Consider the following 12468-nt stretch of genomic DNA (forward strand, 5'->3'; position numbering starts at 1 on the left):
ATGTCAACTACTTTTCCTAAATTCCCACTGTATTACGGTCGATTAGCAGCTTACTCATTCTTTCACTTATTCATATCATGGAGCAATCTGCAGGGCTATTTGCCAACTACGTCGTACCGGAAGGTATTCTGGACGAGTCATTTTCGGACTTCCCTTCTTCTTACGAGGGCTACGAATATGTCCGCACCGCCTTCGGTGGTCTCAGCCCGAAGGATTTCAAGCGATTGAGCGAAAGTGCTAAACTTTCCTTTCTTAATCAGGGGATTACCTACGCTGTCTATTCAGAGGAGGGTGGTGGTACCGAAAAGGTATTCCCTTTCGATCTTTTTCCCAGGGTGATCAGTAATCGGGAGTGGACCGGGCTGGAGGAAGGCCTTTTGCAGCGTAACCGAGCGCTCAATTTATTCCTTCAGGACGTTTATTCCGACCAGAAAATCCTTAAGGATAAGGTTGTCCCGGCCGACATAGTGAACAGCTCCGCTCATTACGTTAAGGCAATGGAAGGATTCAAGCCGGTGGGGAAAATATACACCCACATTTCCGGGACTGACCTGGTGCGTCATACCGACGGTAACTTTTACGTTTTAGAAGACAACCTCCGCAACCCTTCTGGCGTCAGCTACGTCCTCTCTAACCGACAGGCTATGCGGCGGACGCTCTACGAGATGTTCAACCACACCAAGGTGGAGGACGTTAGCGACTACCCGAATATGCTTCGGCGGACGTTGGCCTCCGTTTCTCCCCAAAAGGGGGAGCCGCGTTGCGTACTCCTTACCCCCGGGCAATACAACTCTGCCTATTACGAGCATAGCCTGCTGGCCCAGCGGATGGGAATTGACCTGGTGCAGGGTACCGATCTCTATGTTGACAACGATACGGTTTTCATGAAAACCATGTACGGTCCGCTAAGGGTTGACGTGATTTACCGACGTATTGACGATGCCTATCTTGATAGCGAAATGTTCCGCCCCGACAGCATGCTCGGGGTTCCCGGCGTGATGCGTGCCTACCTCAAAGGGAAGGTCAGCATCGTGAATGCACCGGGAACCGGCATTGCTGACGATAAGGCAATTTGTGCCTTTGTGCCGGATATGATCCGTTATTACCTCAAGCAGGAACCGATCATTGAGAACGTGCAGACTTTCATCTGCAGCCGCCCCAAGGAGCTTAAATACGTACTTGAGCACCTGGCAGAACTGGTCGTCAAGCCGGTAGATATGTCGGGAGGCTACGGCGTCATGATCTGTGACCGCCTGAGCAAGAAAGAGCTGGTGGAGCTGGCCGACCAAATCAAAGCCGACCCCCGAAACTTTATTGCACAGCCCAAAATAATGTTGAGTACACACGGTACTTTCATCGAAGAAGAAAACGGATTCGTTCCGAGGCATATCGATCTGAGAACATTTACCCTGCTGGGTAAGGGGACCGAACAAGTCCTCAAGGGAGGGCTGACGAGGGTGGCGCTGAAAAAAGGTAGCCTTATCGTCAATTCCAGCCAGGGAGGTGGTTCCAAAGACACTTGGGTCATCGCTTCTGATCAACCAGTAGATCAGGAACAACGTCAGGAACAAACCGGCCTCAATTCCCAGGGGCAGCGCAACTTTCAGGGTGAAACCCACGTGACCACTCAGCAGCAGGCATGACCTTCGTCAATCGTAGGGAAGTACTTCCGTAACGCTGTGGTCAGTCCCATTTTTTCGCCGGTGCGCTATCGGCAACACCTTCAAGAGAACAAATAAATTACTTCCATGCTAGCCAGAATCGCCAGCTCATTATATTGGACAGGACGGTACCTAGAACGTTCCGAACATCTTGCCCGCTACCTCCGGGTACAGTACTTTTCTATGCAGGACGCTCCGATGAGCCAAAGCCGGGAATTCACGCTGAGAAGTATCCTTAACATGTACGGGGTCAAATGGACGGAAGAGGATCCGATTGTGGAGGCTGGTGTCCTTCAGCAGGTGGCAATGGACTATGGTACGCCGCTCTCCGTTCGTTCTACCATTCGATCGGCGCGCGAAAACGCCGTTGCCCTTCGCCACGTTATTTCAACGGAGTTGTGGGAATCCATCAACGCTTACTATTTGTACAGCAATGGATTTGACACCGAGTATTTCATTGTCCACGGCTTACATGACTATACGACCAAAGCCGGGCGTCACTGTGCCATTATCCGTTCCCGTATCGACGACACTTTATTGCAGGACGACACCTGGGTGTTGATCAAGCTGGGCATCCACCTTGAACGGGTGGTACAGGTTATTCGCATCCTGATCAGTAAACTTCGGGACATCGATGTGATGACCGATCGTGGAGCCAACGGTCCGCTACGGCAGTACCAGGGTACCGTAATCCTTAAAATCCTGGAAGGCTTTGACATGCACCGCAAGGCCTACCACCAGCTTTTGACCGCAAAAACAACGATTGACTTTGTGGTTGGCCACCCGCAGTTTTCCCGTTCAGTGACCTATAACATGAATGCCGTAAAGATGCTGTTGGAACGGCTGGACCATAACTCTCCCGAGAAAAACCCCGTCTTATTCAAGGCTGGAAAACTACACAGCTATTTCCGTTACCTGGAGTACGACGAGATTTCAGACGACGTTGGCGGTGCGCTCAGCGCTGCCCTTGACCGGGTTTATGCGTTGCACAGCGCGATTGAAGCCAAGTACTTCGGCGAAGTTTAAGCTGGGCATTATCAAGCTCTATTCGTTTTTTTTGCCTTTTGTTTCTGAGTGCGCCATAACTTGCCCCCTCATTAAATTTATATCATGACTTATTGTCTCGGCATCAAAGTTAAAAAAGGGCTTGTTGCCATTGCAGATACCCGCATCACTTCAGGTTCAGAAACGACCTCAGCCAAGAAAATTTCCATCCATAAACAGGGAGACAACAACATCTTTCTGATGACCAGCGGACTTCGGTCTGTACGGGACAAGGCGGTCACCTATTTTGAGGAAGTACTGGAGGAACAAGGTCAGCACTTTGACAAGATGTACAAAGCGGTCAATGCTTTCGGAGAGCAGTTAAGACGAGTGGCCAAGGAAGACAAAGAATCTCTCGCAGAATCCGGCATACCGTTCAACCTCTTTACCATCGTTGGCGGTAAATTGGAGAAAGACAGGGATCACATGCTTTTCCTCCTTTACCCTGAAGGGAACTGGATCGAAATCGGAGAGGCCACACCCTTTACCATAATCGGTAACTCCGGCTACGGAAAGCCCATCCTGAACCGGGCATTAAACTACGAATCCTCCCTCAACTTTGCCATCAAAACCGGATTCCTGTCCTTCGACAGCACCCGCGTAAGTGCCAATGACGTAGGCTACCCCATCGATATGGTGATCTACCATAAAGACACCGGATTTATGCACGAAGCCCGGTTTGAGGAAAGTGACACGGGATACTTCGCCCAGCTCTGGGGTGAAAAACTTAAGGAATCCATTAAGGCGATTCCTGACGACTGGATCAACGACCTGGTCAGCACGGTCGAAGAGAAAGGTAAGAGTTCCCAGAAGCGGAAAGTTCAGGAGGAGCAACAGCAGCAATAGTCGAGTCAAGGGTCAGGTAATCAGAGAGCGGCAAGGAGAACAAACTGGGTATTTTGACGATCCCCCGTACCTTCGCCCAAAATCAATACCATGATCCAACGACTACAGTCCATTTTCCTCCTGCTGGCTTCCGGTTCCTGCTTCGGCTTGTTTGGTACCGACGTGGCGGACAGTGAGGTAAAACTTACGGACAGCGACCTTTTCTCTGATGGCAGTTTCAATGTCTTTGACCACCCGGTAATTATTGCTGCCTTTGCAGTAGCCGGGGTTTTGTTTCTGGCCAATATTTTTCTGTTCCGTAACCGGCCGTTGCAAATGAAGTTGGCTACCGCCGGAATTTTTGCTACCGGGATCGGGATCGGTTGGGGTGTATTTGAATACTTTACGGATACTGCCGCCAGCATCCCCGACGCCATTTCTCCGGATTTCGGCCTGGCCTTCCCCGTCCTGATTATTGTTTTTGGTGCCCTTGCCAATAAGTATATCAAAAAAGACGAGAAGCTGGTCCGTAGTGCTGATCGCCTCCGATAGGCATTTCGTGGCATACATTCTCCTACTCCCCACCATTTTACCCTTTTATGGTTATACATATACATAATGTACTACCTTAAGGCACACATTATCACCTGTGAAGGCTGTTTCTGGCCCTCACTCAACCTACTTTAAGATGATTCAGGAGTTTAAGGATTTTATTATGAAGGGCAACGTGCTCGAACTAGCCGTGGCGGTGATCATTGCCGGGGCGTTCGGTGCGGTTGTTACATCTTTCACCAACGACATCATCCTCCCCCCTATCGGGCAGGCTATGGGAGGGGTAGACTTTTCTGACCTTAAATACATGCTCTCTGATGATGTTATCGCGGCAGACGGGACAGTAACCGCAGGTGCTGCCGTTCGCTATGGCAACTTCATCCAGATGGTCATCAACTTCCTCATCATTGCTTTCATCCTCTTCCTTATCGTTAAGGCGTACAATAAAGCAAGTGAGGAACCAGCCGTAGAGGAAGCTCCAGCGCCCGATCCCGGCCCTTCTGAGATTGACCTGCTGAAGGAAATTCGCGATGCGCTGAAAAAATAAGCGCATCCTGCCTGCCTAAAGGTTGACGCCCCGCGATCGGTTGATCGCGGGGCGTTTGCTTTTGGGGCAGCTGAAGTGAATTATAGATTGAGTGAATGGGTGAGTAGCTACCGCTGCTGCCACTCGCGGCGCTACGATTGCTTGCAGGATGAGAGCACCCGAAGGGCAACGAACGGTGCTTGCGGTAGCCCATTAACCCCTTCATCCCTTCTCCCATTCACTAAAAACGCTCCGCCCAAAACAATGGGACGGAGCGTTCAGCAATTCATCAACGATTGCTTTTTCTATAGCTTGATTTCTTCATCGGACCCGTCAAAGAATTTGTAGGTCGTAATGGGGAAGTCATTGTCAGAAAGTATCTGTAACCAGCGGTAGTGCTTCAGGTACCATTTCATCTGCGTGCTCGGCATGCCCCGCTTGAGGTAAGCGGCGATGAAGGGGTGTACCTTAAGTTTCAGTTTCGCTTTCGGCCGGGCTTCCATGATAAAATTCAGGTCGCGTTCGATGTCGTCAGTCAGCAGAATGGTAGCGTTCACCTTCCCGGTACCATTACAGGTTGGGCACTTTTCAGCCGTGGTGATCTTCACCTCAGGGCGAACCCGCTGGCGGGTGATCTGCATCAGGCCAAACTTGGAGAGAGGCAACACCGTATGCTGTGCACGGTCATTCTTCATGGCCTTGCGCATGGCAGTCACCAACTTCTTACGGTGCTCAGCATCGCGCATATCGATAAAATCGATCACAATGATGCCGCCAATGTCCCGAAGACGCATTTGCCGGGCGACCTCTTCAGCACTTTCCAGGTTAATCTTGAGGACTGCTTCCTGCTGGTTTTGGCTCGGCATTTTATTGCCGCTGTTCACATCGATCGTGTGCATCGCTTCGGTATGTTCGATGACGATGTAAGCACCACTGGGCATGGTTGCCGTTTTGCCGAAGCTGCTCTTGATCTGTTTTGTGATACCGTGGGCATCAAAGATCGGGCGATTGGCCTTGTGCAGCTGCACGATGTTGGCTTTACCCGGGGCGATACCTGCCACGTAGTTACGGACGGTGTCATAAAGCTCCTTGTCATCGACAACGATCTTACTGAAGTCAGGTGTAAAGAGGTCACGAAGCAGGCCGGTGGTCTTGTCTGCCTCACTCAACAGCTTAGCCGGAGCCTTAGCTGTTTTGGCTGCTTCGTAGATCGTTTTCCACTTAGCAATCAGGAGTTCAATCTCTTCGAGCAGTTCACCAACATTCTTGCCCTCAGCGGCCGTACGGACAATGACGCCAAAGTTCTCAGGTCGAATGCTTTCCACCAACAGCTGCAAGCGCTTACGCTCCTCGCTGGTGCTGATTTTCTTCGAAACCGCTACAGTTTCACTGAAGGGAGTAATAACCAGGTAACGGCCAGGGATGGTGATCTCACAACTCAGGCGGGGGCCTTTGGTGCTGATCGGCTCTTTCAGCACCTGCGTAAGCACTACCTGTTTCTTTTTGAAGACCTCATCGATCTTGCCAGTTTTCACGATTTCCTTCTCCATCCGGAATTTGCCGAGCTGGTCCGTTGGGTTCTTCCCGCTGGCGGTAGTCGTGTAAAACTTCTGTAATGACCGGACTTTCGGTCCAAGGTCGGTGTAATGTAGAAACGCATCCTTTTTATGGCCGATATCGACGAAGGCTGCGTTGAGGGGAGCGGTTACCCGCTTTACGGTTCCCAGAAAAACATCACCCACGGTAAATTGGTCCGTGGAGCGCTGGCGGTGGATTTCCACCAGCTTATTGTCTTCCAGAAGCGCCACTTCCACGGTTTTACCCGTAGAAGAGACGATCATTTCTTTTTGCATTTTTTTGCTGGATGTTGTAGAATACAACGAAACCCGCCGCCGGGATTAAATCCGGGGAGGGAGGGATAAGCGTGTATTCAATACCATTAAGGCATACCAATACCAGTATTCAACCGCCAGCATTGCCGGTCAGGGACACCCAAAAAGGAACAACTACCAGGTATTCAGTAAAGCACGATGCGCCCTTAAAGGGGCAAAGAGGTAAAATGTGTACAGACTGAAAAAAGAAATACGGTTGGGAATTTTACCGCCGCACGTCTATTTCAACGGCAGGTGGCGGCTAGCTCTTGGATCGCGGCAAAACAGAACGCCGACGAGGTGTATAATGAAAGTCTGTAAACAGTGGTGAGAAAATTCCGGAATTGGTCAGAATGACCTGAAATGGTCCGAAAACAAGTATTCTCAAAGGGTAGTAGGCACTTCGAATCGGTAGCAAAACTCTTTTGGAGTATAAACGAGCAGGCTTGCAGCTACCACCGGTTTCCGGACGCCGCGCTTTCAGGCGCAGCGTCCGAAGATGGTATGTTGCAGTTCTGTAAAGAACTAGCGGTTCTTTTTCTTGTGGCGGTTCTTGCGCAGACGCTTCTTCCGCTTGTGGGTAGCAATCTTATGACGCTTCCGCTTTTTTCCACACGGCATAGTAGTCAATTTTGGTTAGTAAATGAGGTTACGAGTATTTTGGACCCGCAAAGATAGTACAATTCGCGGGGTATTTAGTTGGATGCTGCCAAGGCAGCAACCTTTATTTAACGAGTTCTTGACATCGAGCCCCTAAAATGGCCGCCTCATCTTGCTTTCCGAGGCTTTCATAAACTCTTGCAAGCGGGCAAATAGCTTCCGGGTTATCCGGATCCAGCCTTCTGGCAGTCTCCAGCCTTTCGACCGCTTTCTCCAGTTGGTTCGTTTTAATGGCCAACTGGCCCAAAGTGATGTAGACCCTGGGATTCTCCGGATATTTTTTCTCCAGGTCACGTAACAACAGAATACCTTTCATGGGATTGTCCCGGGGAGGGTAGTCCGTGTAGCTCAGCGCCAGGTTAATCCGGTTGTCCGCATCTTCCGGGTCAAGGCTGATGGCGGCCTGGTAAGCCTGCTCGGCCTGGCTGGCGCAAAACTGGCGGGTCTTCTCGTCCGTACCTTCCTTCTTCAGGCAGATATTGAACGTGGTCGCAGTTATACTCCAGGCCTCCTCGGTATTTTGTTCTTCAGCAATTTTCTTAGCGTAAATCCCAGAAATAGCGGGCTGGCCGGCGCGGTACCACTCTCCGGCAAGCTGCTCCAGAATGGGAACCCGTTCCGAAGCAGTAGGTTCCTTCTCCAGGCGGCTTTCCAGATCAGCGAGGGTAGCGATGGAGGCAGGACTTAAATTAGCCCGTGCGGCACGAATCAGGGACTCCAGCCCCGTAGTCTCCAACGGGCCACGAGCAAAGCCTTCCTCCATTTCCGGAGGTCGTACCGGGCAACCCCAGTAGGTAAGTAGTAAAAGTACGGCGACTCCGGCTACGGCGATCCACTGGGAGCGCCCCATTAGTCGGCGCTTTCTTCGTTGGGCAGTGCCTTAACCTTATCCTTCACTTGCTCAACAAAAACCTTTGCTGGCTTGAAGGCCGGAATGAAGTGTTCCGGAATTTCAATGGCCTTGTTCTCTTTGATGTGACGTCCAATCTTCTTGGCGCGTTTCTTGACGACAAAAGAGCCAAATCCACGGATGTAAACGTTCTCCCCCTCAGCAAGGCTACCCTTAACTTCTTTAAAGAAACTTTCCAGTGATACTAGAACATCGACCTTAGCGATGCCCGTTTTTTCGGAGATGCTTGTAACTAAATCAGCTTTCCTCATTTCGGTTTTTTATTGTTCGTGACGGGGGATTTTCAAAAGCGACGCAAATATCGCATTTTTAGGCGGTTACGAGTTAATAAACTGAACTATTTCTTTTTAAATCAATCATTTAGCGGTCATTTTCATTGCGCTGAAAGCGGACTAAAGTCCCGGTTTTCGAAGCTAACGAGCCACTAAACCAGTCGAATATGCTCTTTTAGCCTCTGCTTGCTGTTGCCGTTGCCCTTCGTCAGAATATGGGCGGGGTCGCAGGTGCAGCGGAAGTTTAGAAGCAAGGGGTGATGGCTACCTCCCTTTGCCATTAACCCCACTTTGCACCTGCGGCCGCGCCTCCTGTGCCCCCTACTCGCCAAACCTGACAGCGCTGGCCAAAAGGTCACGAAACCTGTCGCTCGTTCCACTTGATCATCCTGTTGAGATCACCGCTCAGACTACTTATCTGACAACTTGCCCTGCATAACCTATCTTTGCCAGCTCCCCAAAACCTCGCAGCACTATGCTCCTTTCAATGACTGGCTATGGCCGGGCGACACAGACTATTTCTGGCAAAACCTATACCGTGGAAATACGGTCCCTGAACAGCAAGCAAAATGATCTGCGGATGCGCTCTTCTCAGCAGCTGCACAAGTACGAGATGCAACTCCGTCGTTTGATTCTCGACACGACCAAACGCGGCAAGCTCGAAGTGTCGGTAGACATTGCCGACGAGACCGGCGGAAACGCGCTAAAAGTCAACACTACGCTCCTTAATAAGGTATACAGTCAGGTCAGCCTCGGCATGGATGCCCCTGCCTCCGCCCATTCCAACGGTTTGTATGCCGCCCTCCTTCGTATCCCCGGCATTGTCGAGACCGGAAGCAACCGCCTGACAGACGAAGATTGGCCTCACCTGGAAGCAACCGCCGAAGCCTGCCTGAAGCACCTCGACGAATATCGCCTGCAAGAAGGGGATGTGCTGGCTAACGACCTGAGTGAAAGCTGCAAGGGCATTGCCGACCTCCTGGAAGAAGTAAGCCAGTACGAAGAGGAGCGGGTGCAATCGGTCCGAGACCGGATGGAAAAACAACTAAAGGACTACCTTGGCCGTGGCAATGTGGATAAGAACCGCTACGAACAGGAAGTTCTTTTTTACCTCGAGAAGATGGACATCAACGAAGAGAAGGTCCGTTTGAAGCAAAACTGTGAATATTTTCTGGAGATCCTTAATAACGAGGATGGCATTAAAGGCCGCAAGCTCAACTTCATCAGTCAGGAAATTGGCCGGGAGGTTAACACCCTTGGTGCCAAGGCCTATTCGGCAGACATCCAGAAGCTGGTGGTCAACATGAAAGAACACCTGGAAATGATCAAAGAACAACTTGCCAATGTTGCCTGATACGCCTACCGGTAAACTCCTCATTTTCACGGCCCCCTCCGGGGCAGGAAAAACAACCATTGTCCGGCATTTGCTGAAGCATTTCGGCAAACTGGCTTTTTCCGTCTCTGCCACCAACCGGCCAATGCGAGAAGGAGAGGAAGATGGTGTAGCCTACTATTTCCTTACGGATGAGGAGTTCCGTTCCAGAATCGAAGCCGGCGACTTCGTAGAATACGAAGAGGTTTACCCCGGCCGTTTTTACGGCACTCTGCACTCGGAGTTGCACCGGCTTTGGAGCCAGAACATGGTGATCGTTTTCGACATCGAGGTAAAAGGGGCCACCAACCTGAAGAAATTTTATCCGGAGCAGAGTACTGCGGTCTTCGTCAACCCACCCAGCCCCGAAATCCTGTACCAGCGGTTGCGGGATAGGAATACGGAGTCTGAAGCAGACCTTGAAGTCCGCATCGCCCGGGCGGAAGAAGAACTCGCCTACGTCAACACCTTCGACCGGGTCTTGGTGAACGACGACTTAAAGACGGCACTTGCAGAAGCGGACGAGATTGCCCGGGAAGTTCTGGAGATAGGAAAATAACCTAAGACCGTTCCGTTCTGTGAACTCAGCCCGAACCTCGGGTTACTTATGGTTAAATACCACGTGCTGAATACGGGGTTAATGCCAGCAAAGGTTTTGGCCTAACTATGCCCATGAAGAAGCTTCTTACTGAGTACCACACCTTACTCCCCTGCTTTGAATGGCCTTCCTTTGCACCAGCGCCCGCGCCCAGATAATACTTCGAGACGCCGTACTGGCAAGTCGCTAAGTCCGTTGCGACGCTACGCAAGATGAATCAAGGTGCTGCTCCCATTCTTTTTCACACCTCCCAATTCGGCAGCCATCCGGGCACGCCGTTTGGCCCGGGGTACGGTCGGTTACTTGAACGCCTGGCCTTTATTGTGGCAGCGACAAAACCTGACGCGGAGTAGGATAATGCTAAGCAATGAAATTTAATATTAGCGAAATTTCGCTAATATTCCGACTTTGACTACATTAGCGGCATAAACCACTGATTATTCAGGTATAAGTACGCAATTATTCCGAATTTAAAGCAGGAGGCGATCGGGCCTGCCTAATTTTATTTCATCTCTACATCTGCGTTCTCATCCAATATCCACACACTCCCAAACCATTCTCCTTATTATGCATCGTATTCTCCTTTGCTGCGCGCTGGCGTTAACTATCTTCTCTTGTCAGCAAGAGTCGCTTACCACCGCCACTACAACAGACCAACAAACGCCTCTAACCAAGGCTGAGCTGAACAAACTAGTCGAAGAACAGCTGTTTGCCACCAATGAGGTGTTCGACTGGAACGACGCCAGCAGCCACGTTGTGTGGAGTGCGCTAGACCTTAGTCAGCACCATGCTTCCCTTGGCTACCAGCCCGCTGGCTACGAGAACCTGAATGGTACTATTCATGAAATTAACGTTACCGCCGGTGCCTGGAAGGCTACCCGGGACGAATTGGTGAACGATTTACTGGAAGCCACCAAACGCCTCACCGGTGAATCGATCAGCGAAGAGGACCTCTTCGTTTTCGAGGAAGATGGCGTACTGCCTATTCTCGACGTTAAGGTGCTGCACCCCGGCGTAGTCGAAGAGTTCCGGGCACGGCCCGACGTCCGCTACCTGGAACCGAGCAATTACAGTGGCGGCGAGATCGATCTGCGCTCCGGCAGCGGTTGTTCCGAAGCTCCTTCCAGCAGTCTGAACGGTTCGGATTACACCACCATTAGTCCGGGAGCAAAAATGCCCTGGAACTACGCGTACATGAACATCCCGCAGGCCTGGAACACCAGCCAGGGGGACAATATCGGCATCGCCATCATCGACACCGGTGTTTACCCAGAGCAGAATAAGCTTGGTGGTGAGTTCAGTAGCGACTGGAGTACCGGCCGGACCATCAGCAAGTACGGTTTCTACGAGCCCAGCTGGTGGAGAAGCAGCCGCGACGGGCCAAACGACCGGTGCGGGCACGGCACTCAAATGGCCGGGCTTGCAGGTGCACCACGTACCAACAATGGCAGCACCGTAGGTGTGGCTTATAAAGCGAATCTCTACACTTACCGGGGCACCTCTGACGTGATCATCAACGGAAGTAAGGAGAAAAAAGGCGTAAAGAATTCCCTGGTAGATGCAGGTAATCGTTCCGGCGTAAAAATCATCAGCATGAGTATTGGTGATGTGTTCAGCAGTGGTACGGTAAAGGACGGTATCCGCTACGCCAATAACCGGGGAAAACTGATCCTATGTGCCGCTGGCACCTCCCTTAGTTGGACAAGCTGGTATGGAGTCATCTTCCCAGCCAGCATGAGTGAAACGACTGCCGTTACCGGTATCCGGGACAGTAACCCGATGCAGCGCTGTAACACCTGCCACGACGGCAACGCGGTTGATTTTGTTGCCGTGATGCAACGCAACAGCAATACCGACCGGACCAGCCTGACCTTGAGCCGTTATAACGACAACGCCGGCTACGTAGGTGGATCCAGCGCAGCAACGGCCACCACCGCCGGCATCGCTGCCCTGGTTTGGGCTACGAACCCAGGTCAGAGTCGCAGCCAGGTGCTGAACCGTATGAAGCAGGCGGCTTCTATCTATCCAGGACGGAGCGGTAGCTTCGGCTGGGGCATCATTGATGCTAACGCTGCGGTGCAATAGTCAAGTAACGCGAATCAAGAGCTAAAGTGGGTCTTTTTACTTTACAACTAGCTTGGGATTCAGCTAATAATTGAGTGAGAGAATAATTGATT

General features: G+C 51.2%; 11 protein-coding genes. 8 read left to right on the plus strand and 3 right to left on the minus strand.

Translation table 11 applies throughout. The annotated features are described in order from the left end of the window. Positions 1 to 77 precede the first annotated feature (77 nt). The 5 genes from B036_RS0101925 (at position 78) to mscL (ending at position 4629) form a co-directional block, all read left to right on the plus strand. A complete protein-coding gene (locus B036_RS0101925) occupies positions 78 to 1643 on the plus strand; it encodes a circularly permuted type 2 ATP-grasp protein (protein ID WP_020566996.1) in 1566 nt (521 codons plus the stop codon). A 105-nt stretch (positions 1644 to 1748) separates the two neighbouring features. Further along, entirely contained in the window at positions 1749 to 2687 is a 939-nt protein-coding gene (locus B036_RS27695) for an alpha-E domain-containing protein (RefSeq protein ID WP_052333901.1), read from the plus strand. A gap of 84 nt (positions 2688 to 2771) precedes the next feature. Beyond that, on the plus strand, positions 2772 to 3551 hold the full coding sequence (locus tag B036_RS0101935; protein ID WP_020566998.1) for a hypothetical protein: 780 nt from the start codon (positions 2772 to 2774) through the stop codon (positions 3549 to 3551). Positions 3552 to 3641: 90 nt separating this feature from the next. Continuing rightward, the gene (locus B036_RS0101940) at positions 3642 to 4082 is read left to right on the plus strand and encodes a DUF4293 domain-containing protein (RefSeq protein WP_020566999.1); all 441 of its coding nucleotides are present in this window, start codon (positions 3642 to 3644) and stop codon (positions 4080 to 4082) included. A 136-nt stretch (positions 4083 to 4218) separates the two neighbouring features. Next, positions 4219 to 4629 (plus strand): large conductance mechanosensitive channel protein MscL, encoded by a 411-nt coding sequence (mscL, locus tag B036_RS0101945; RefSeq protein WP_020567000.1) that lies wholly within the window; start codon positions 4219 to 4221, stop codon positions 4627 to 4629. A gap of 284 nt (positions 4630 to 4913) precedes the next feature. On the opposite strand, the gene B036_RS0101950 is transcribed toward mscL, so the two are convergent. From B036_RS0101950 to B036_RS0101965, 3 genes are all read right to left on the minus strand, one after another. After that, entirely contained in the window at positions 4914 to 6461 is a 1548-nt protein-coding gene (locus tag B036_RS0101950; protein WP_020567001.1) for an Rne/Rng family ribonuclease, read from the minus strand. A 742-nt stretch (positions 6462 to 7203) separates the two neighbouring features. Further along, entirely contained in the window at positions 7204 to 7989 is a 786-nt protein-coding gene (locus B036_RS0101960; protein ID WP_020567003.1) for a tetratricopeptide repeat protein, read from the minus strand. Next, entirely contained in the window at positions 7989 to 8300 is a 312-nt protein-coding gene (locus tag B036_RS0101965) for an HU family DNA-binding protein (RefSeq protein WP_020567004.1), read from the minus strand. The genes B036_RS0101960 and B036_RS0101965 overlap by 1 nt, the downstream gene beginning before the upstream one ends. 496 nt (positions 8301 to 8796) lie before the next feature. Here B036_RS0101965 and B036_RS0101970 point away from each other — a divergent pair, with 496 nt between their 5' ends. From B036_RS0101970 to B036_RS0101980, 3 genes are all read left to right on the plus strand, one after another. Then, positions 8797 to 9675 (plus strand): YicC/YloC family endoribonuclease, encoded by an 879-nt coding sequence (locus B036_RS0101970; RefSeq protein WP_020567005.1) that lies wholly within the window; start codon positions 8797 to 8799, stop codon positions 9673 to 9675. Continuing rightward, positions 9665 to 10252 carry a guanylate kinase gene (gmk, locus tag B036_RS0101975; RefSeq protein ID WP_020567006.1) on the plus strand — a complete coding sequence of 196 codons (588 nt, stop codon included), beginning with the start codon at positions 9665 to 9667 and terminating at the stop codon, positions 10250 to 10252. Before B036_RS0101970 ends, gmk begins: the two co-directional genes overlap by 11 nt. A gap of 606 nt (positions 10253 to 10858) precedes the next feature. Then, a complete protein-coding gene (locus B036_RS0101980) occupies positions 10859 to 12376 on the plus strand; it encodes a S8 family serine peptidase (protein ID WP_020567007.1) in 1518 nt (505 codons plus the stop codon). Positions 12377 to 12468 lie beyond the last annotated feature (92 nt).

The sequence above is a fragment of the Neolewinella persica DSM 23188 genome (assembly GCF_000373105.1).
GTDB lineage: Bacteria > Bacteroidota > Bacteroidia > Chitinophagales > Saprospiraceae > Neolewinella > Neolewinella persica.

Excerpts from the sequence above, each read along its gene's own strand:
- B036_RS0101925 (WP_020566996.1), top strand. The coding sequence starts at position 78 with ATGGAGCAATCTGCAGGGCTATTTGCCAACTACGTCGTACCGGAAGGT.
- B036_RS27695 (WP_052333901.1), top strand. The coding sequence starts at position 1,749 with ATGCTAGCCAGAATCGCCAGCTCATTATATTGGACAGGACGGTACCTA.
- B036_RS0101935 (WP_020566998.1), top strand. The coding sequence starts at position 2,772 with ATGACTTATTGTCTCGGCATCAAAGTTAAAAAAGGGCTTGTTGCCATT.
- B036_RS0101940 (WP_020566999.1), top strand. The coding sequence starts at position 3,642 with ATGATCCAACGACTACAGTCCATTTTCCTCCTGCTGGCTTCCGGTTCC.
- mscL (WP_020567000.1), top strand. The coding sequence starts at position 4,219 with ATGATTCAGGAGTTTAAGGATTTTATTATGAAGGGCAACGTGCTCGAA.
- B036_RS0101950 (WP_020567001.1), bottom strand. The coding sequence starts at position 6,461 with ATGCAAAAAGAAATGATCGTCTCTTCTACGGGTAAAACCGTGGAAGTG.
- B036_RS0101960 (WP_020567003.1), bottom strand. The coding sequence starts at position 7,989 with ATGGGGCGCTCCCAGTGGATCGCCGTAGCCGGAGTCGCCGTACTTTTA.
- B036_RS0101965 (WP_020567004.1), bottom strand. The coding sequence starts at position 8,300 with ATGAGGAAAGCTGATTTAGTTACAAGCATCTCCGAAAAAACGGGCATC.
- B036_RS0101970 (WP_020567005.1), top strand. The coding sequence starts at position 8,797 with ATGCTCCTTTCAATGACTGGCTATGGCCGGGCGACACAGACTATTTCT.
- gmk (WP_020567006.1), top strand. The coding sequence starts at position 9,665 with ATGTTGCCTGATACGCCTACCGGTAAACTCCTCATTTTCACGGCCCCC.
- B036_RS0101980 (WP_020567007.1), top strand. The coding sequence starts at position 10,859 with ATGCATCGTATTCTCCTTTGCTGCGCGCTGGCGTTAACTATCTTCTCT.